The sequence below is a fragment of the Bacillus cereus group sp. MS39 genome, from assembly GCF_040448665.1.
Taxonomy (GTDB): Bacteria; Bacillota; Bacilli; order Bacillales; family Bacillaceae_G; genus Bacillus_A; species Bacillus_A wiedmannii.
Window position 1 is genome coordinate 1492901 of the sequence record NZ_CP123058.1, and the last position, 21058, is coordinate 1513958.

Here is a 21058-nt window from a genome sequence, read left to right on the forward strand (position 1 = left end):
TTCAGTCCTGTGAGACCGGAAAGGGTGGCTTCTTCCTTGCACCCTAGTCTCACATGACTAGGGTATTTTTATACGAAAGTTGTTATAAAAATACAAAAGTGGTAACATAAAAATCAGAAAGATGAGGGATGACGATGAGCCATTTGTTAACGATGAGTGAATTATCGGAAGTAGAAATTTCAGAAATCCTAAAAGACGCAGAAGATTTCGCGAATGGAAAAGAGAGCAAAACGACAGAGCAAACTTTTGTTGCGAACTTGTTCTTTGAGAATAGTACGAGAACGAGATTTAGCTTTGAAGTTGCTGAGAAGAGATTAGGACTTGAAGTTTTAAACTTTTCAGCGGATGCATCTAGCGTACAAAAAGGAGAAACTTTATACGATACGGTAAGAACACTAGAATCAATCGGAACAAAAGCGGTGATCGTCCGCCATGAGCAAGATCGCTACTTCGATGAACTAAAAGAACAGGTAAATATCCCAATCTTAAACGCTGGAGATGGATGTGGAAACCATCCAACGCAGTGCCTACTCGATCTTCTTACAATTAAACAAGAGTTTGGAAGATTTGAAGGATTAAAGATTGCGATAGTAGGAGATGTTCGTCATAGCCGAGTAGCACGTTCTAATGCAGAAGCATTAACGAAACTGGGTGCAACAATTTACTTTGCAAGTCCAGAAGAGTGGAAAGATGAAGACAGCACGTTTGGAACATACAAACCATTAGATGAACTTGTTCCAGAAGTGGATGTAATGATGTTACTTCGTGTACAACATGAGCGTCATGATCATTATGAAACAGACATTATGAAAGAGTATCATGAGAAACACGGATTAACAGTGGAAAGAGAAAAGCATATGAAAGAAGGAAGCATTATTATGCATCCAGCTCCTGTAAACCGTGATGTTGAAATTGCAAGTGAACTTGTTGAGTGTGAGCGTTCACGCATATTTAAACAAATGGAAAATGGAGTTTACGTAAGAATGGCTGTACTAAAACGCGCCTTACCAAATGTATTAGGAGGAATGAAACATGAATTACTTGTTTAAAAATGGTCGTTATATGAATGAAGAAGGAAAAATCGTAGCAACAGATCTTCTCGTACAAGACGGTAAAATCGCTAAGGTAGCAGAAAATATTACGGCAGATAATGCTGAAGTAATCGATGTGAACGGAAAGTTAATCGCACCTGGATTAGTAGATGTACACGTACATCTTCGTGAACCAGGTGGTGAACATAAAGAAACAATTGAAACAGGTACACTAGCAGCGGCAAAAGGTGGGTTCACTACAATTTGTGCAATGCCAAATACACGCCCAGTACCAGATTGCAGAGAACATATGGAAGACTTGCAAAATCGTATTAAAGAAAAAGCGCATGTCAACGTACTACCATACGGAGCAATTACAGTACGCCAAGCTGGTTCTGAAATGACAGATTTCGAAACATTAAAAGAACTTGGAGCATTTGCTTTCACTGATGACGGTGTAGGCGTACAAGATGCTAGCATGATGTTAGCTGCTATGAAGCGTGCAGCGAAATTAAATATGGCAGTAGTTGCACATTGTGAAGAGAATACTCTTATTAATAAAGGTTGTGTACATGAAGGGAAGTTTTCTGAGAAACACGGATTAAACGGTATCCCATCAGTATGTGAATCTGTACATATTGCAAGGGATATACTGCTTGCTGAAGCGGCAAATTGTCACTATCACGTATGTCACGTAAGTACGAAAGGTTCTGTACGCGTAATTCGAGATGCGAAACGCGCTGGAATTAAAGTAACAGCAGAAGTAACACCTCATCACTTAGTGTTATGTGAAGATGATATCCCATCAGCTGATCCTAACTTTAAAATGAACCCACCGCTTCGTGGGAAAGAAGATCACGCAGCACTAATTGAAGGTTTATTAGATGGAACAATCGATATGATCGCAACTGACCATGCACCGCATACAGCGGAAGAGAAAGCGCAAGGAATTGAAAGAGCACCATTCGGAATTACTGGTTTTGAAACAGCATTCCCACTTCTATACACAAACCTTGTGAAAAAGGGAATTATTACATTAGAGCAGTTAATTCAATTCTTAACAGAAAAACCAGCTGATACATTCGGCTTAGAAGCAGGTCGCCTGAAAGAAGGTAGAACAGCTGATATTACAATCATTGATTTAGAACAAGAAGAAGAGATTGACCCAACAACATTCTTATCAAAAGGAAAAAATACACCATTCGCAGGTTGGAAATGCCAAGGATGGCCGGTAATGACAATCGTTGGTGGTAAGATCGCATGGCAAAAGGAGAGTGCATTAGTATGAAAAGACAACTTATCTTAGAAGATGGAACAGTATTAATTGGAAAAGGTTTCGGAGGAGAAATCGAAAAGTCAGGTGAGGTTGTATTTACAACAGGAATGACTGGATATCAAGAAACATTATCTGATCCATCATATTGCGGTCAAATTGTAACATTCACGTACCCATTAATCGGAAACTACGGCATCAACCGTGACGATTTTGAATCGATTCACCCATCTGTAAATGGTTTAATCGTAAACGAAATTTGTGATCATCCATCAAACTTCCGTAATGAAATTTCGTTAAATGATTACTTAAAAGAAAGAAATATCCCAGGGTTAGCAGGAATTGATACAAGAAAATTAACGAGAAAAATTCGTCAATACGGTACATTACGTGGACGTCTATGTAACATGGATGCAGATGTAGAATACATCGTGAGCCAATTAAAAGCGACAGTATTTACAGATCACGTGAAACGCGTATCAACGAAAGATCCATACCCAAGCCCAGGCCGTGGACACCGAGTTGTACTTGTAGACTTCGGAATGAAACATGGTATTTTACGAGAATTAAATAAACGTGACTGTGATGTAATTGTAGTACCTTACAATACAACAGCAGAAGAAATTTTACGTCTTAGCCCAGATGGAATTATGTTAAGTAACGGACCTGGAGATCCAAAAGATGTACCAGAAGCAATTGAAATGTTAAAAGACATTATCGGTAAAGTTCCTTTATTCGGAATTTGCTTAGGACATCAACTATTCGCTCTAGCATCTGGTGCGAATACAAGTAAGTTGAAATTCGGTCACCGTGGTTTAAACCATCCGGTAAAACATCTTGCAACTGGAAAAGTAGCAATTACATCTCAAAATCATGGTTACGCAGTAGAAGAAGAATCAGTTAAAAATACAGAACTTGAAATTACACATGTTGCTTTAAATGATGGAACAGTAGAAGGTCTTCGTCATACGAAGTTCCCAGCATTTACAGTACAATACCATCCAGAAGCTTCTGCAGGACCAGAAGATGCAAACGATTTGTTCGAAGATTTCTTAGCAATGATTGAAAACTTCAAGAAAGAAGGGGAAGAGTTATGCCAAAACGCCTAGACATTAACACAATTTTAGTAATCGGATCAGGACCAATTGTAATTGGGCAAGCAGCAGAGTTTGACTACTCTGGTACACAAGCTTGTCAATCTCTTAGAGAAGAAGGTTACAAAGTAATCCTTGTTAACTCTAACCCAGCAACAATTATGACAGATACTGCAACGGCAGATAAAGTATATATAGAACCATTAACACTAGAATTCGTAAGCCGTATCATTCGTAAAGAACGTCCAGATGCAATCTTACCAACATTAGGTGGTCAAACAGGCCTGAATATGGCTGTTGAACTTGCGAAATCAGGCATACTTGAAGAGTGCGGAGTTGAAATTTTAGGAACAAAATTATCAGCAATCGAGCAAGCGGAGGATCGTGATCTATTCCGTACCTTAATGCAGGAATTAAATGAACCAATTCCATCTAGTACTATTATTCATACGCTAGAAGAAGCACATGAATTTGTAAAAGAAATTGGATATCCAGTTATTGTTCGCCCGGCATTTACGATGGGGGGAACAGGTGGCGGAATCTGTAGTAATGAAGAAGAACTAATTGAAATCGTATCAGGTGGATTAAAACATAGTCCGGTAACACAATGTTTATTAGAAAAGAGCATTGCTGGTTGTAAGGAAATTGAATATGAAGTAATGCGTGATTCAAATGATAACGCGATTGTAGTATGTAATATGGAAAATATCGATCCAGTTGGGGTTCATACAGGTGATTCTATCGTTGTAGCACCGAGCCAAACATTAAGTGACCGTGAATATCAAATGTTACGAAACACTTCATTACGAATTATTCGTGCATTAGGAATTGAAGGTGGATGTAACGTTCAGCTTGCACTTGATCCACATAGCTTCCAATACTATGTAATCGAAGTAAACCCGCGTGTAAGTCGTTCATCTGCATTAGCATCTAAAGCAACTGGATATCCAATTGCGAAGCTAGCGGCAAAAATTGCAGTCGGTTTAACATTAGATGAAATTATAAACCCAGTAACACAAAAAACATACGCTTGTTTCGAACCAGCATTAGACTATGTTGTTTCAAAAATTCCGCGCTGGCCATTTGATAAGTTTGAATCAGCAAACAGAACACTGGGTACACAAATGAAGGCAACTGGTGAAGTTATGTCAATCGGACGTAATTTAGAGCAATCATTATTAAAAGCGATTCGTTCTTTAGAACTTGGTGTTTATCACTTAGAGTTAGAGCATTTAAAAGAGCTTGATAAAGAGACAATGAAAAAACGCATTATAAAAGCTGATGATGAGCGACTGTTTATTGTAGCGGAAGCAATTCGTCAAGGTGTAACGAAAGAAGAAATCAACGATTGGTGTGAAATGGACTTCTTCTTCTTACAAAAAGTTGAAAATATCGTAAACATGGAACGCGAAGTAAAAGCAAATGTAGGAAATATGGAAGTATTACAATCAGCGAAAGAAATGGGATTCAGTGACCATTACATCGCTAATGCTTGGAACAAAACAGAGCGTGAAATTTACGACATGCGTAAAGAAAGCAATATAACTCCTGTTTATAAAATGGTAGATACTTGTGCTGCAGAGTTTGAATCTGCAACACCATACTACTACAGCACATATGGTGACGAGAATGAATCGGTTAGAACAGATCGTAAGAGTGTAGTAGTTCTAGGATCTGGTCCAATCCGTATCGGTCAAGGTGTTGAGTTTGACTATGCAACAGTTCACTCTGTATGGGCAATTAAAGAAGCTGGATATGAGGCAATTATTGTTAATAACAATCCAGAAACAGTTTCAACAGACTTCAGTATTTCTGACAAATTATACTTTGAACCATTAACAATCGAAGATGTAATGCACATTATCGATTTAGAAAAACCAGAAGGTGTTATCGTCCAATTCGGTGGACAAACGGCAATTAACTTAGCTGCTAAATTAGAGGCTCACGGTGTGAAAATCTTAGGAACATCACTTGAAGATTTAGACCGTGCAGAAGATCGTGATAAGTTTGAAGCAGCTCTAACACAGCTTGGTATCCCGCAACCAGTTGGTAAAACAGCAACGACTGTAGAGCAAGCAGTAGCAATCGCTGACAAAATTGGTTACCCAGTATTAGTAAGACCATCTTACGTACTAGGTGGACGCGCGATGGAAATCGTATATCGTCAAGAAGAACTGCTGCACTACATGAAAAATGCGGTTAAAGTTCACGCAGATCACCCAGTATTAATCGATCGTTACATGGTTGGTAAAGAAATTGAAGTAGATGCAATTTCAGACGGTGAGAATGTATTCATTCCAGGTATTATGGAACATATTGAACGCGCTGGAGTTCACTCTGGTGACTCAATCGGAGTATATCCACCGCAAAGCTTATCTGCAAAACTGAAAGAACAAATTATTGAACATACAATTGCACTTGGAAAAGGTTTAAACATTGTTGGATTACTAAACATTCAGTTTGTAGTATTCAAAGATGAAGTGTATGTAATTGAAGTAAATCCACGTGCGAGCCGTACAGTACCATTCTTAAGTAAAATTACAGGTGTACCGATGGCGAATGTTGCAACGAAAGTTATTTTAGGGCAAGACCTAGTAGAGCAAGGATATGGAACGGGTTATCACCCAGAAGAGAAAGAAGTATATGTAAAAGCTCCGGTATTCTCATTTGCGAAACTACGTTCAGTTGATACAACATTAGGACCTGAAATGAAATCAACAGGGGAAGTAATGGGTAAAGACTTAACACTTGAAAAAGCATTATACAAAGGGTTAGTTGCTTCAGGAATTAACATCCCAACGCACGGATCAGTAATCATCACTGTAGCGGATAAAGATAAAGAAGAAGCAATGGAAATTGCAAAACGTTTCCACGAAATCGGCTATAACTTATTAGCAACAGCTGGAACAGCACAGTCGTTAGCAGAGCAAAACATTCCAGTGCAAGTTGTAAATAAAATTGATTCTGAAGAATACAACTTACTTGATATTATCCGTCAAGGAAAAGCACAGTTTGTAATCAATACATTAACAAAAGGCAAACAACCAGCGCGTGATGGTTTCCGCATTCGCCGTGAATCAGTAGAAAATGGTGTGGCTTGCTTAACATCACTTGATACAACGAGAGCAATCTTACGAGTACTAGAATCTATGACATTCTCAGCTCATTCAATGAAAGAAATTACGCAAACGAAGCGTCACGAGGTGGTACATGCATGATGCAAAAGCAAAATATGATCGTCGTTAACCAAAAAGAAATCGCAAAAAACATTTACGAATTAGTGCTTCAAGGGGATCTAGTGCAGCAAATGAACGATCCAGGGCAGTTTGTACACATTAAGGTAGCAGAGGGCATTACGCCCCTTCTGCGCCGCCCAATTAGTATTTGTAATGTCGATCAAGAGAAGAACGAATTTACAATGCTATATCGTGCGGAAGGACAAGGAACAAAAACATTAGCGAAAAGAAAACAAGGCGAACTTGTAGATGTGTTAGGACCACTTGGACATGGTTTTCCTGTAGAAGAAGCGGAAGCTGGACAAACGGCTCTATTAGTTGGAGGGGGAATTGGTGTACCACCACTATATGAATTGTCACAGCGTCTTGTAGCAAAGGGAGTACGCGTTATTCACATCTTAGGTTTCCAAACGAAAGATGTTGTCTTCTATGAAGAGAAATTCGCAGAGCTTGGTGATACGTATGTTGCAACAGTTGATGGTACGCATGGTACAGAAGGCTTTGTAACAGATGTAATTGATAGCTATGGAATCGACTTTGACATTCTATACTCATGTGGACCTTTAGCGATGCTTCGTGCATTAGAAGGACGCTATAAAGAGAGAAAAGCCTACATTTCATTAGAAGAGCGTATGGGCTGTGGCATTGGAGCATGTTTCGCATGTGTATGCCATTTACAAGTAGATCCGAGTGGACATTCTTACAAGAAGGTGTGTAGCGACGGACCAGTATTTCCAATCGGGGAGGTTGTACTATGAACAGATTGCAAGTTGAATTACCAGGGTTATCATTAAAAAATCCAATCATCCCAGCATCTGGTTGCTTCGGATTTGGTCGTGAGTATGCACAGTTCTATGATTTAAGTGTACTTGGATCAATTATGATTAAAGCGACAACAGAACAGCCTCGTTACGGAAACCCAACGCCTCGTGTTGCGGAAACACCAGGCGGAATGCTAAATGCAATCGGGCTTCAAAATCCTGGATTAGAAAAGGTAATGAATTCTGAATTACCTTTTCTCGAGCAATTTGATCTTCCGATTATTGCAAATGTTGCTGGCTCACAAGCTGAGGATTATGTAGCAGTTGCGAAGGAAATTTCAAAGGCACCTAATGTTCATGCGCTAGAATTAAATATTTCTTGTCCAAACGTAAAAACGGGTGGTATCGCTTTTGGTACGAATCCTGAAATTGCTGCTGATTTAACGAAGCGAGTAAAAGAGGTTTCTGAAGTACCGGTATATGTGAAATTGTCACCGAACGTGGCAAACATTGTGGAGATTGCAAAAGCAATTGAAAATGCGGGTGCGGACGGTTTAACGATGATTAATACATTGCTTGGTATGCGTCTAGATTTAAAAACAGCTAAACCAATTTTAGCAAACCGTACAGGCGGATTATCAGGTCCTGCGATTAAGCCAGTAGCAATTCGTATGGTACATGAAGTAAGCCAAGCGGTTAACATTCCGATTATCGGAATGGGTGGTATTGAAACTGCGGAAGATGTAATTGAATTCTTCTATGCTGGCGCAAGCGCGGTTGCAGTTGGAACAGCGAACTTTATCGATCCATTCGTATGTCCGACAATTATTGAAGAATTACCAGCATTACTAGATGAATTAGGATTTGATCACATTTCGGAATGTCAAGGAAGGAGCTGGAAGCAAACATGTCACAGTCGTTAATCGTTGCACTAGATTTTCCAGGGAAACAAGATGTAGAACAATTCTTACACCACTTTGAAGGGGAAGAGTTATTTGTCAAAGTTGGTATGGAGTTATTCTACAAAGAAGGACCTGCGATTATTACGTACTTAAAAGAAAAAGGGCATAAGATCTTCCTAGATTTAAAACTTCATGATATTCCGAATACAGTAAAAAGCGCTATGCGTAGCCTAGCTAGTCTAGATGTTGATATGGTAAATGTTCATGCTGCTGGGGGAAGCAGTATGATGAAAGCTGCGATTGAGGGATTAGAGGAAGGTAAGCAAGAAGGAAAAGAGAGACCGATTTGTATTGCAGTTACACAACTAACAAGCACTTCGGAAGCTATGATGAAAAAAGAGATTGGCATTGAGAAAACGTTAGAAGAAGCGGTTGCTCATTATGCAAAACTAACGAAAGAAAGTGGACTTGATGGTGTTGTTTGTTCAACACTTGAAGTTCCGAAATTACGTGAAGTATGCGGAAATGAATTTGTAACAGTAACACCGGGGATTCGTCTTGCAAGCGATGATGTAAATGACCAGGTGCGCGTAGCAACACCGAAACGTGCGAGGGAACTTGGCTCAAGCTACATCGTAGTTGGACGTAGTATTACAAAAGCGGAAAATCCGCTTGAAGCGTATAAAACAGTAAAACAACAGTGGGAAGGTGTATCAGTATGAAAAAAGAAATCGCATCGCATTTATTAGAAATTGGAGCAGTATTTTTACAACCGAATGATCCATTCACTTGGTCTTCAGGTATGAAATCACCAATTTATTGTGATAATCGTTTAACTTTATCTTATCCAAAAGTACGTCAAGCGATTGCAGCTGGATTAGAAGAGTTAATTAAAGAGCACTTCCCAACTGTAGAAGTTATTGCAGGAACAGCAACGGCTGGTATTGCGCACGCTGCATGGGTAAGCGATCGTATGGATTTACCAATGTGCTACGTACGTAGTAAAGCAAAAGGTCACGGTAAAGGGAACCAAATTGAAGGGAAAGCTGAAAAAGGTCAAAAAGTAGTAGTAGTAGAAGACTTAATTTCAACTGGCGGTAGTGCAATTACATGTGTAGAAGCACTTCGCGAAGCTGGATGTGAAGTATTAGGAATCGTATCAATCTTCACATACGAGCTAGAAGCAGGAAAAGAAAAACTAGAAGCAGCTAACGTAGCATCATACTCTTTAAGCGACTACAGTGCATTAACTGAAGTAGCAGCAGAAAAAGGTATGATCGGACAAGCTGAAACGAAAAAATTACAAGAGTGGCGTAAAAATCCAGCAAACGAAGCTTGGATCACAGCGTAACACGAAAAAAACGACCGCGGGGGAACGCGGTCGTTTTTTATATTATTGTTAAAACTTCATGTAAAGAACAGATAGTAGGAATATCGTACTTGAGTTGTGAGTTATCCCGATTTAACCATATCCCTTGCATCCCAGCTGCTGTACTACTAATTGCATCAGTCTCTAATCGATCGCCAATATAATAGCAATCTTTCATTTCAAGATTCGATTGTAATACGGTTCTGTGAAAAATTTCAGGATCTGGTTTCGATATACCAAGTTCACTAGAAGTAAATATATATTTGAAATGTTTTAAAATGTTTAGGGCAGTTAATTTTTCGACTTGTTGTTCATAGTCACCATTACTAATGATACCTAATGAGTGCCCTTCTTGCTTTAAGGTCTGTAATGTATAGTGTACATCTTCAAACGCGGCCCAGTTGTTCTTATAAAGTTCTATATATTGATTGAATCTGTGCTGAGATTCCTCGGGTGATAAGTTTAATCCATATGTTTTAAATAAATGATACATTCGCATCCTTTGTTGTTCTTGAAAAGATAATTCCTTGGATAAAAATTTGTTGAAATATTCTTCGGATAATTCATGCCAGACTTTTGTGGCCTCTAATTCATTACCTGAAAAAATAGTACTATATACTTGAAAGAAATCTATAATACCATTTCTTTCAGCCGCCTCATAATCAAATAAAGTTCCATCGACATCAAAGAAAATCATATGACAAACTCCTCGTTAATAACTATTTAGCGTTTTCCGCAACTTCATACCCTCTCACAAACAATAGTGTCATATAAGAAACAATAAACGAGAAGATGCTGTACATGCCAACCCAAAAGAAAAATTTTGGAGTAAAGGCGATAACACCTATTATTAAAAAACTAGCAAACGTTACAATCGGCATTACGTAATACGTTTTCGTCTTGCGCGTTCCAATAACAGAAACGATAAAGATAAGTAATGGACAAATTAATAAGACGAAAATCAATTCATTCATAGTTATGTCCCCTTTTCGAATTGCAGTAATCTGTTTCTCGTAAACGTTTTGAAATAATTACTCTCCTAATATAATTTCGCTAAGTAATAACGAATCCCTCTTGAAAACGAGTAATTCATGATGAATTTCACAAGAAAAAAACGTAAGCAAGAGAACACTTGCTTACGTTATAAAATAAACATCGCAACGATTGTGGTGACAATTAAGCCAATCACAACCGGTAAAAAGTTTCGGCGTGCAAGTTCAAATGGATCCACCTTACAAATGGCAGCAGCAGGAATAAGCGCCCAAGGAATTAACGTCCCGCCCCCGGTCCATATAGCTGCAATTTGTCCGAGAGCTGTTAATGTAGCGGTCCCATGCCCAAGCGCTGTTCCGAAAAGATTGGCAATTGAACCAGCAAGTGAAATCCCGGAAAATCCAGATCCATCTAATCCTGTTATGGCACCAACGATAGTTAATGTTCCAGCTGATACATATTGGTTTAAAGGAACAGTTTGTGATAAAGCGATTCCTAAGTCGTTAATGATTCCGTGTGAACCTTTCGGTAAATAGTCTCCGATGATTTTCACAAAGCCGCTATCTCCTAAATAAAAAAGTGCAGCAATTGGAATGACTGGTCCGAAAATTTTAAATCCAAATTGAAGCCCTTCTATAAAATAATCGGTCGTTTTATTTAGTCCATGTCCTTTGTAGGTGATGAGAGAAATGATGATAATCATAATAACAGTCGTCCCGCCGATAAGTGCAGTTGCGTCGCTTCCTTGTAGTTTATATTGAATCATGCAAAGGATGTCAATGATATATACGATAGGGATACATATAGCGAGCCATTTCTTTATGCGAGGAGATAATAAAATGGTAGTTTTAGATGGTTCAGTTGATGAAGAGGTGTCTTGCAATGATAGTCCTGTATGAAACTCTTTTCGTAGGAAGAAAAAAGCGACAGAAGTTGTAACAACGCCCATAACGATAACGAGTGGAACACTTGCAGATACGACGCTGGAAACAGGGAGACCAGCAGCGTCTGCGGTTAATTTTGGTGCGCCTTGTATAACGAAGTCGCCGGATAAAGCAATCCCATGACCGAATAAGTTCATAGCAATTGCAACTCCAATTGGCGGAAGACCGACGCGTACAGCGACTGGTAATAAAATAGCTCCCATTAAAGCGACAGCTGGAGAAGGCCAAAAGAAGAAAGAAATTGTCATCATTAAAAGACCGATAATCCAGTAGGCGAGTGTAGGTGTACGAATCATCTTTGTAAATGGTGAAATCATCGTATCATTTATGCCGGTATGAACGAGTAAATTGCTCATGGATACGATAATGGAGATGATTAATATAGTTGGTAATAGTTCAGTAATGGCGTAAATGAAACTTTGAAAAATGCCGCTAACGGCAAGAGGGATAGAGTGTGTTGCGGTTAATGCTAGTAAAAAGATAAAAACGATACAAATGATCGTCGTATCTTTTCGGAGAATAAAAAAGGTAATAATAGTGAGTAAACAAAGAACATAGAGAGCGTGTAATAGCGTTAATTCAACTCCCATAACATTCACATCCTTTAGGCATTCGTGTAGTTTATTGTATGAAAGCAGTGAAAGTATGTGAGTATAGGAAAAAGAAAAAAGTGAAATTTCATGTACTGTAATGGTGAGTTTTTGAAATGGATGTTACAATACAATTAATCCTAAAAATGGAATTTAAGGAGGGGTTATGTGCAAAAAATTGGATTTTGGGGATTCATCATATCTTGTATTCTAGTAATCATTTTAAATCTATTTACAAATACCGAATGGATAGGTATCATACCTGTTTTCGGGTTTGTTTTTATACTGTTATACCGCTGGGATGACATGACACAATATAGTAAGAAAAGTATCAGAATTATAATAGGTATCACTGTTGTTTGCTCATTTTTCGTAGGGTTTATTTTAATAGAGGGGCAGAAACAAATGGAAAAAATGTCTATTTTTCAAGAATGGATGTCGTCTGCAAAAGGTCTTTATATTGTAATTGTAGTAGTTGTTTTTCTGAAAATTGTTATAAGCATAGCAAGCTACATATTAAAGGGAAAGTAGAATGGGGGAGTATGAATGAGAGAGAGAATAGGTTATTATGGTGTGCTCGTTTGTTTACTATTATCAGTTATTTCAGGACAATTTCTTAAAAGTGAATGGATACCGATTATATTATGTATAGGAGTATTGATTTTTGCTCCCATGTATCGCTGGGATGAATGGAAAGCATATAGTCGAAAAAAGAAAATTGTTTTCAGTATTGAGTTTGTCATTATAATTAGTACAATTCCGTTTTTGTTATTGAAAGGAAATGAGATAATAGGTGAAATTGTAATGTTTCAAGGGTGGTTATTTATCGCGAAATTGCTATATTTAATTTGCATTCTAATAGCGATAGTAGTGATTGCTAAAAAAGTAAATGAAATAATATTTGCTAATGAATAGAAGAAAGTGCCACCGAATAAGGTGGCACTTTCTTACTTTACTGAATGGGCTTTTTGCATTTTCTTAATTAAACGAATTTGTCCGCGATGATTGATTTCATCTTCAAATACGTGAAACCATTTAAAGTAGTTATTTGCTGGTTTATCATACCAAAAGTCTGTCGTTTTAAATAACCATTCATCAGGTAACGATTGAAAAGTCTCGATCGTTTTGGAACGTACTTCTTGCAATGTACGTATGTAAAATTCTATAGAGTTACCTTTTATTTTCTCGCGTCCAAGATCTCCTAACTCAATAGCAGGTAACCACCGTTCTAACTCAGCCTCCGTTGGTTCACGGTCTTCAAAAGTATGAATCTGGTAGTAAAATTCAATAGCGGCCATATGGTACAATAACATGCCGACTGAATTTGCTTCTTCATCATACAAATAATCAAGTTCTTCAATTGTTAAACCTTCCACCGCTTGCATTGTTGTATAGCGAGCGTAATTCATCATGGAAACAAGTTTGGAAAATTCAAGCTGTAAACCATCTATTTTATCAATTACAAAGTTCAATTTAAATTCCCCCTCTTTAAACGATGACTCCAGAGAAAGAATTCTATGTGCAGCGAAAAACTCCTTTTAAAAAGCCCATGATTTTAACAAGGAATAATAATTAGTTCCCGATTTGATTTTGTAATAACTTCATATCCGTCTTTTGTGATGACAATATCATCTTCAATTCTGCAACCGCCCCAGTCTGGTATATAAATGCCTGGTTCCACTGTAACAACCATACCTTCTTCTAAAGTAGCTTTACTTTCTTGGGATAAGCGGAGAGGTTCATGAATTTCTAACCCAAGACCATGACCAGTAGAGTGTCCAAAATATTGGCCGTATCCATGTTCAGTAATGTAATCTCTCGTTATATCATCGATACTTTTCGCAGTTTCCCCAGGTTTAATTGCTTCCGTCCCACGTTTTAACGCTTCTCGTACAACATTGTATATCTTTTTGAATTCTTCTGATGGTTCCCCAATTGCTACAGTACGTGTAATATCGGAACAATATCCGTCGTAAAGTGCGCCGAAATCTAATGTAACGATGTCACCTCGTTCGATTATTTTATTTGATGCAACTCCATGAGGAAGTGAAGAACGGACGCCAGAAGCTACAATAATTTGGAAGGAAGAGGATGTAGCTCCTTTTTTCCGCATGAAAAATTCTAACTCATCTCGTACATCATTTTCACTTATTCCTGGTTTTAGAAACGTAAGGATGTGGTGAAATGCTTCATCAGCAATATTAGCTGCGATTTTCATTGTTTCTATTTCAGGCGTGTCTTTAATAATACGAATATTTTCAATGATTTCGCACACTTGAACCATTTCCGCATGTACGTATTTTTGTAAGTTTTTATATTGTTGCAATGTCATGTTGTTTTCTTCAATTCCAAGTTTTTGAATGTTTAATTTCGATACTTGATGTGCAATTTCTTTTTCTAAATTTCCTGTATGCATAATAATTTCAGCATCTTTTATTTGTGATTTCGCTTGATCTACATAGCGAAAATCAGTGATAAAAACAGCTTTATCCGCAGAGATTAAGACGACGCCAGCACTACCTGTAAAGCCTGTTGCATATTGGCGATTTTCTTTTTTTGTAATTAGTAATCCGTCAATTTCATAGTTTTGTAGTTGATTTTGGATTTTATTAATTTTTAAAGTCATGTTAATTCCCCCTATTCACAGTATTGAATAAAGCAAATAGCGTGCCACAAAAATATTTTTCGAGAGAAGTTAGCAGAAATTGCATATCTTTTAGGTAGGAAATTTAGCCCGCTATTTGTGGGTGGTGGGCTGCTCGTGAAATACAGATTATTTCAATTGTCAGTGGGAGAATGAGAAAAATATCGACCACAATTTCACTTTCTTTACAATTTGTCAAAAAATTTATACAAATTCGAAAGAGCACTGTCAATTTTTTTGACAATATGGAAGAAAAGGATAAGAGGTTTTTTAGTATATATATTTTGAAAGTATGTTCTTTGTTTTGTTCTGATGTAAAATTTAATATATAAATAAATAATTGTTATTGATATAATAGGTAATTGTTGGATTTCTCTCGAAGATAGGGAAACGTAACGAATATGAAGGAATAAGGGTTGTGAATACATGAAGAAATTAAGTAAAGTAATGTCATTTTGCTTGGTGGCTAGTATGTTAGTTGTAACAGGTTGTGAAAAAAGTGAAAACAAAGTTCAAGTAAATGAAACGATTGAACAGCTTAATGAAGCGCCAGAAGTGACAGAAAAAGAAGCGAAAAAGATTGTAAGAAAGAATGTAGATGCAATAGCAAATGCATTTAATGAGATGGAAAAAGAAAATGGATGGAGCCGAAATAATCCTGGAGATTTAGGAACAGCTAAAAAAGGCGTTAAGGGGTTAGTTTCAGATAAGTTTGTGGAGAAGGAGCTTCCAGGATTGCTTGATACATTTAATAGATCAAGAGAAACTGATATGTTACCATTTCCGATTCATATTGAGCCGGACGTGAGGATAACTTATTCACAGAAAAATGATGTTTTAAAGGTTGAGACGCTTACTCTTGCAAATGATATGGGGAGTGAAGCGGAGATGTGGGAATTTGTTTTAGTGTATACCGATGGAAATTGGTTAATGGATAAATGGTCATCAAATACGCCAGTAGATTTAAATTTAACTAAAGAAGAAGCTAAAGAACTTCTTAGAGTACAGGGTTTCAAGAATGTCTCTTTTGTTAGAGAAGAGAATAGTGGAAATAAAAAATATATTTTTAAAGAAAGTAACGGAGTAGTTGCTGTTGACGCCAAAAACTCGGTTATTACTCACAATGTAGATGATGAAGAGCAAGAAAAGGTAACGAAAAAGGATTTTATTCAAGAGCAAGAAACAGTTAAGGGGAATGATTCTAGTACGTATACTAGTTCAAAAAAAGAAACTTCGTTAGCGGTAGGTAAAACTAAGGTTTTAAATGAGTTAGCAGCTCTAGAAAACCAAGAAAAACATATAAATGCTATATCAACAAATGACATAGTAAATGAAATAGAAGGAAATTATGAACTGTGGGATAATAAGCTAAATGAAATTTACAGTACATTAAAAAATACGATGTCCCCTGATGCATTCCAGTCATTAAAAACGAAACAAATTGCGTGGGTTAAAGAAAAGGAAAGTAAGGTTAAAGCAATTGGTACTGATACAAATAACGGAACGATGAGACGTATAGAAGCTTCAGAAGAGAAATACAACATGACAAAAGAAAGATGTTATGAATTAGTGAATGGGTATATGAACTAGTTTGAACGAATATAAAAATGCGTTGCTTATGAGCAACGCATTTTTATATTTAAGCTTTTAATTTCATTACAGTATCAGCATCAGGTGTTACATATACGGTTTGCTGATTGTCGTACGTAACAAAACCAAGTTTTGCACCACTCGGTTTTTTGACATGGCGTATTTTGGTGAAATCTACAGGAACAGAACTAGAATCTTTTGCTTTACTGAAATAGGCAGCGATTTTAGCAGCTTCTAACACGGTTTCTTCGGTAGGTTCAAGAGAACGAATGACAACATGAGACCCAGGGATATCTTTCGTATGTAACCAAATTTCATCACGACGGGCAAACTTCGTTGTTAAATAATCGTTTTGCTTGTTGTTTTTACCGACGAAAATTTCTGTTCCGTCACTAGCTAAATATTTGTCTAATACCGGTTTAGTTGGTTTCTTCTTAGCATTTTTTGCTTTACGATTGCGCATATAACCTTCTTCAGCTAATTCCTCGCGAATTTCTTCAATATCTTTTGAAGAAGCAGCTTCCATTTGTTGAAGTAAGCTATCAAAATAAAGAATTTCTTCATTTGTTTTTTCGATTTGTTCTTCTACAACAACAACTGAATTTTTCGCTTTTTGGTACTTTTGGAAATAGCGTTGCGCATTGTCAGATGGTGTTTTTAAAGGATCTAATGTAATTTTTACAGTTCCGCCATTTTCGTCGTAATAGTTAACGACTTCAATATCTTTATCACCTTTTTTCAAAGCGTACATATTGGCTGTAAGTAGTTCTCCAAATAGTTGATATTTATCTGCTTTTCCGGCATCTTGTAATGTTTTTTCTAGTTTAATGAGTTTCTTCTCATTTTTATTTTTTTCGTTTTGCATAAAGCGCTCTAAATCATAAGCTTGTTGTTTTACACGGTCGCGCTCTGCTTTTCCGAAAAAGAAACGGTCTAGCAATTCACTAACAGATGAGAATGTCTTGTCTTCTCCTTGCAAGTGTGCAAGAGGGAAAAGATAAAAGAATTCTTTCCCATTTGAAGTAGTCATTGTTGGTGAATATGTATGAGTTAGTAATGGTTTTTGTATGGAGAAAAATGCGTCCGCTAATGCTTTTTCATTTACCATACCTGCTTTTTTCACTACTTCTTTTGCGAATAACGGCGAAATTCCCGTAAAGGTGCCGACAAGCTGTTTATCCATGTTTCCAGATAGAAAGTCTAGCGGTCTAATAAATTCATCATTTGTTTCAATCTGGAGTGGGTTAATTTTATGTTGTGCTGGTGGTGCAATGTACTCCGCTCCAGCATATACAGTTCGATGTCGGTTTACCGCTAAAGAAACGTGTTTTAAGCTATCTAAAATATTGTTTGTTTTTGTATCTACTAAAATGATGTTACTATGTCGTCCCATTATTTCAATTACTAATGTTTTGAGCGATTCGTCACCAATTTCATTTCTGCTACGAACTGTAATTTGAATAATGCGCTCTAAATCAATTTGTTCAATTTTTTCAATGAACCCACCTTCTAAATGCTTACGAAGAAGCATACAAAACATTGGCGGAAGTGCAGGTGAATCGTAATTTTGATTTGTTAAGTGTAAACGTGCATATGTCGGATGAGCGGAAAGAATTAGTTTTTGATTTTTTCCGTTTGCTCGAATATGTAATAAAATCTCGTATTTTGAAGGTTGATATATTTTGGAAATTCTTCCTGTGTAAAGAGAATTTGCAATTTCATGTGTAATTGCTCTTGTAAATAATCCATCGAATGCCATAAATGAACACTCCTTTCTAACTAAAAGTTAATTATAGCATTTTTTTGGACGAGGCTGAATAAGCTTTCAATAGAGTATGTCTGGAATCAGGAGGTCGATAGCGGGATGAACTGGTATGGAATGCGCGCACACGAAGTGGAAGAAAGAACGAATACGAATGTGAAGGTTGGGCTTACAGAGAAGGAAGCAGAAGGGCGAATAAAAAAATTTGGTACAAATGAATTAGATGAAGCCAAAAGGCCTTCTGCACTGATGGTATTTTTGGCGCAGTTTAAAGATTTTATGGTGCTTGTTTTATTTGGTGCAACAATAGTTTCAGCTTTTTTAGGTGAATACATTGATTCTATTGCGATTGTTGCGATTGTTATTATCAATGGTATTCTTGGCTTTTTTCAAGAAAGAAAGGCTGAAAAGTCACTGGAAGCCTTAAAAGAGCTAGCCGCCCCGCAAGTTACTGTAATGCGGAATGGAAATTGGGTAAAAGCACCGTCTAAAGCACTTGTTTTAGGTGATATCATTAAATTTTCTAGTGGTGATCGTATTGGGGCGGATGTACGTCTTGTTGAGGCATCAAGTTTATATATCGAAGAATCAGCTTTGACAGGAGAGTCAGTACCGGTGCAGAAGAAGGTAGAAGCTCTGCAGGGGAAAGATGTTTCAATTGGTGATCAAAAAAATATGGCTTTTATGGGTACGATGATTACACGAGGAGCTGGAACAGGGGTCGTTGTAGCAACTGGTATGAATACAGCGATGGGCCAAATTGCAAATATGTTACAAAATGCAGAGCAAATGGAAACACCACTGCAAAGAAGATTAGAGCAACTCGGGAAAATATTAATTATTGTAGCTCTTATTTTGACAGCGCTTGTTGTATTAGCCGGTGTGTATCAAGGGAATGAAGTGTATCATATGTTTTTAGCAGGCGTGTCGCTAGCTGTTGCTGCTATTCCTGAAGGATTACCAGCAATTGTTACAGTAGCTTTATCGCTTGGTGTACAGCGTATGATTAAAAAGAGAGCAATTGTAAGGAAGTTACCAGCGGTAGAAACGTTAGGATGCGCTTCTGTTATATGCTCTGATAAAACAGGAACAATGACGCAAAACAAAATGATGGTAACACATATGTGGTCAGGTGGGGAATTATGGAAAGTTACAGGTCAAGGATATGAACCTAATGGCTCTTTTTTGAAAGGTGAAAAAGAATGCGATCCAGCTAAAACAAAAGCACTGTATCAACTACTAACATTTGGTTCACTTTGTAATAACGCAAATATTATTCAAAAGAAAAAGGCGTATGTATTAGATGGAGATCCAACTGAGGGAGCACTTGTAGCTGCAGCAATGAAAGCGGGGATAACGCGTGAGGCACTGAAAGGGAAATTTGAAATTATTCGTGAATTTCCATTCGATTCAACTCGAAAAATGATGAGTGTTATTGTGCGAGATAGGGAGGGGAAAAAGTTTCTTGTTACGAAGGGAGCACCAGATGTCCTCCTGCAAATGAGTCAAACGATTTTATGGGGGGATAAGCAACAACCGTTAAGTGAGTTGTATAGAAAAGAAGTACAGGCGGCTATTCATAGTTTAGGTAGTCAAGCGCTCCGAACAATTGCAGTTGCATTTAAGCCATTAAAAGTAACAGATTCTATTGAACATGAAAGAGACGTTGAAAAAGATTTTATGTTGGTCGGGATACAGGGAATGATTGATCCGCCAAGACCAGAGGTAGAACAGGCTGTAAAAGAGTGCAGAGAAGCTGGTATTCGAACAGTGATGATTACAGGAGATCATAAAGTGACAGCAATGGCAATTGCGGAACAATTAGGGGTTTTACCACCTGGTGGACGTGTTGTTGAAGGAGTAGAACTCGCGAATATGGATGTAGAGGAACTAGAAAGTGTTGTAGAAGATACGTATGTATTTGCTCGAGTATCACCTGAACATAAATTGAAGATTGTTAAGGCGTTGCAAAATAAAGGGCATATAGTAGCGATGACAGGTGATGGAGTAAACGATGCTCCGGCTATAAAAACAGCGGATATTGGGATAGCGATGGGAATTACAGGGACAGACGTTGCGAAAGAAGCTTCTTCTCTTGTTTTGCTAGATGATAATTTTGCTACGATTAAATCAGCAATTAAAGAAGGTAGAAATATATACGAGAATATACGTAAGTTTATTCGTTATTTATTAGCATCGAACGTAGGAGAAATTTTAGTCATGTTATTTGCAATGTTACTTGCATTACCGCTGCCGATGGTTCCCATTCAAATTTTATGGGTGAACTTAGTGACTGACGGATTACCGGCGATGGCATTAGGATTGGATAAGGCGGAAGGAGACGTTATGAAGAGAACGCCGCGTCATCCGAAAGAAGGGGTATTTGCTAGAGGGCTTGCCTGGAAAATTATAAGCCGTGGCTTTCTAATTGGAGCAGTGACGTTAGTGGCGTTTATTATTGCATATAATCAGCATCCAAATGAACTGAAATATGCACAAACTGTGGCGTTTGCGACGTTGGTACTTGCACAACTTATTCATGTATTTGATTGCCGAAGTGAACATTCTATCTTCCACCGTAATCCGTTTGGGAACGTGTATTTAGTAGGAGCGGTTATTATTTCTTTACTGTTAATGTTAGTGGTTATATATTACCCACCGCTACAACCGATCTTTAGTACAATGCCAATACAAGCGAGAGATTGGTTGTTAATTGGAGGTTTGTCATCAATTCCGACCTTCTTATTAGTAGGTTCTTTATTAACAGGGAAAAAGGGGAAGAAGGAAAAGTCAGTATTATATAAGAAGGGATTAAACTTGAAATAGTCAATGATATGAAAATGTGATATAATTTACAGAAGGTAGTAGA

General features: G+C 37.5%; 18 protein-coding genes. 12 read left to right on the top strand and 6 right to left on the bottom strand.

Annotated features, from left to right (window positions below):
• The first annotated feature begins 134 nt into the window (after window positions 1-134).
• Genes pyrB through pyrE form a run of 8 tightly spaced genes read left to right on the top strand, consistent with a single transcriptional unit; the run spans window position 135 to window position 9648 of the window.
• On the top strand, window positions 135-1049 hold the full coding sequence (pyrB, locus tag QEP67_RS07940) for an aspartate carbamoyltransferase (RefSeq protein WP_000018866.1): 915 nt from the start codon (window positions 135-137) through the stop codon (window positions 1047-1049).
• Window positions 1033-2319, top strand: coding sequence for a dihydroorotase (gene pyrC, locus QEP67_RS07945; RefSeq protein ID WP_001108381.1), 1287 nt, complete (start codon window positions 1033-1035; stop codon window positions 2317-2319). The genes pyrB and pyrC overlap by 17 nt, the downstream gene beginning before the upstream one ends.
• Window positions 2316-3413: a carbamoyl phosphate synthase small subunit gene (locus tag QEP67_RS07950; RefSeq protein WP_000828668.1), complete on the top strand. Its 1098-nt coding sequence runs from the start codon at window positions 2316-2318 to the stop codon at window positions 3411-3413. Before pyrC ends, QEP67_RS07950 begins: the two co-directional genes overlap by 4 nt.
• Window positions 3398-6616, top strand: coding sequence for a carbamoyl-phosphate synthase large subunit (gene carB, locus QEP67_RS07955; RefSeq protein WP_001126133.1), 3219 nt, complete (start codon window positions 3398-3400; stop codon window positions 6614-6616). The genes QEP67_RS07950 and carB overlap by 16 nt, the downstream gene beginning before the upstream one ends.
• Window positions 6613-7392 carry a dihydroorotate oxidase B electron transfer subunit gene (gene pyrK / locus QEP67_RS07960; RefSeq protein WP_353706555.1) on the top strand — a complete coding sequence of 260 codons (780 nt, stop codon included), beginning with the start codon at window positions 6613-6615 and terminating at the stop codon, window positions 7390-7392. Before carB ends, pyrK begins: the two co-directional genes overlap by 4 nt.
• Complete coding sequence (gene pyrD, locus QEP67_RS07965; protein ID WP_001081053.1) at window positions 7389-8318, top strand: dihydroorotate oxidase B catalytic subunit; 930 nt, start codon at window positions 7389-7391, stop codon at window positions 8316-8318. The genes pyrK and pyrD overlap by 4 nt, the downstream gene beginning before the upstream one ends.
• Window positions 8303-9019: an orotidine-5'-phosphate decarboxylase gene (pyrF, locus tag QEP67_RS07970; RefSeq protein ID WP_000083487.1), complete on the top strand. Its 717-nt coding sequence runs from the start codon at window positions 8303-8305 to the stop codon at window positions 9017-9019. The genes pyrD and pyrF overlap by 16 nt, the downstream gene beginning before the upstream one ends.
• Complete coding sequence (gene pyrE, locus QEP67_RS07975) at window positions 9016-9648, top strand: orotate phosphoribosyltransferase (protein WP_000711449.1); 633 nt, start codon at window positions 9016-9018, stop codon at window positions 9646-9648. The genes pyrF and pyrE overlap by 4 nt, the downstream gene beginning before the upstream one ends.
• Before the next feature lie 37 nt (window positions 9649-9685).
• Here the strand turns inward: pyrE and QEP67_RS07980 are convergent, their stop codons facing one another.
• The 3 genes from QEP67_RS07980 to QEP67_RS07990 all read right to left on the bottom strand — a co-directional run bounded on the left by QEP67_RS07980 (window position 9686) and on the right by QEP67_RS07990 (window position 12193).
• The gene (locus QEP67_RS07980; RefSeq protein ID WP_000575809.1) at window positions 9686-10363 is read right to left on the bottom strand and encodes an HAD family hydrolase; all 678 of its coding nucleotides are present in this window, start codon (window positions 10361-10363) and stop codon (window positions 9686-9688) included.
• Between the two features lie 22 nt (window positions 10364-10385).
• Window positions 10386-10640, bottom strand: coding sequence for a YbeF family protein (locus QEP67_RS07985; protein ID WP_001003934.1), 255 nt, complete (start codon window positions 10638-10640; stop codon window positions 10386-10388).
• Window positions 10641-10807: 167 nt separating this feature from the next.
• A complete protein-coding gene (locus tag QEP67_RS07990) occupies window positions 10808-12193 on the bottom strand; it encodes a hypothetical protein (protein ID WP_000537917.1) in 1386 nt (461 codons plus the stop codon).
• Window positions 12194-12361: 168 nt separating this feature from the next.
• Here QEP67_RS07990 and QEP67_RS07995 point away from each other — a divergent pair, with 168 nt between their 5' ends.
• Together QEP67_RS07995 and QEP67_RS08000 are read left to right on the top strand one after the other, a co-directional pair.
• Window positions 12362-12724, top strand: coding sequence for a YoqO family protein (locus QEP67_RS07995; protein WP_001169219.1), 363 nt, complete (start codon window positions 12362-12364; stop codon window positions 12722-12724).
• Between the two features lie 15 nt (window positions 12725-12739).
• Window positions 12740-13108 (top strand): YoqO family protein, encoded by a 369-nt coding sequence (locus tag QEP67_RS08000; protein ID WP_001209170.1) that lies wholly within the window; start codon window positions 12740-12742, stop codon window positions 13106-13108.
• A gap of 32 nt (window positions 13109-13140) precedes the next feature.
• On the opposite strand, the gene QEP67_RS08005 is transcribed toward QEP67_RS08000, so the two are convergent.
• Entirely contained in the window at window positions 13141-13665 is a 525-nt protein-coding gene (locus QEP67_RS08005) for a DinB family protein (RefSeq protein ID WP_001012027.1), read from the bottom strand.
• Between the two features lie 83 nt (window positions 13666-13748).
• On the bottom strand, window positions 13749-14819 hold the full coding sequence (locus QEP67_RS08010) for a Xaa-Pro peptidase family protein (protein WP_000172797.1): 1071 nt from the start codon (window positions 14817-14819) through the stop codon (window positions 13749-13751).
• Window positions 14820-15263: 444 nt separating this feature from the next.
• Here QEP67_RS08010 and QEP67_RS08015 point away from each other — a divergent pair, with 444 nt between their 5' ends.
• Window positions 15264-16427 (top strand): lysozyme inhibitor LprI family protein, encoded by a 1164-nt coding sequence (locus QEP67_RS08015; protein ID WP_033658710.1) that lies wholly within the window; start codon window positions 15264-15266, stop codon window positions 16425-16427.
• Between the two features lie 49 nt (window positions 16428-16476).
• On the opposite strand, the gene QEP67_RS08020 is transcribed toward QEP67_RS08015, so the two are convergent.
• The gene (locus QEP67_RS08020) at window positions 16477-18186 is read right to left on the bottom strand and encodes an NFACT RNA binding domain-containing protein (protein ID WP_000863260.1); all 1710 of its coding nucleotides are present in this window, start codon (window positions 18184-18186) and stop codon (window positions 16477-16479) included.
• Window positions 18187-18291: 105 nt separating this feature from the next.
• Between QEP67_RS08020 and QEP67_RS08025 the strand changes: the two genes are divergently transcribed.
• Window positions 18292-21015 (top strand): calcium-translocating P-type ATPase, SERCA-type, encoded by a 2724-nt coding sequence (locus QEP67_RS08025; RefSeq protein ID WP_048565651.1) that lies wholly within the window; start codon window positions 18292-18294, stop codon window positions 21013-21015.
• Window positions 21016-21058: the final 43 nt, after the last annotated feature.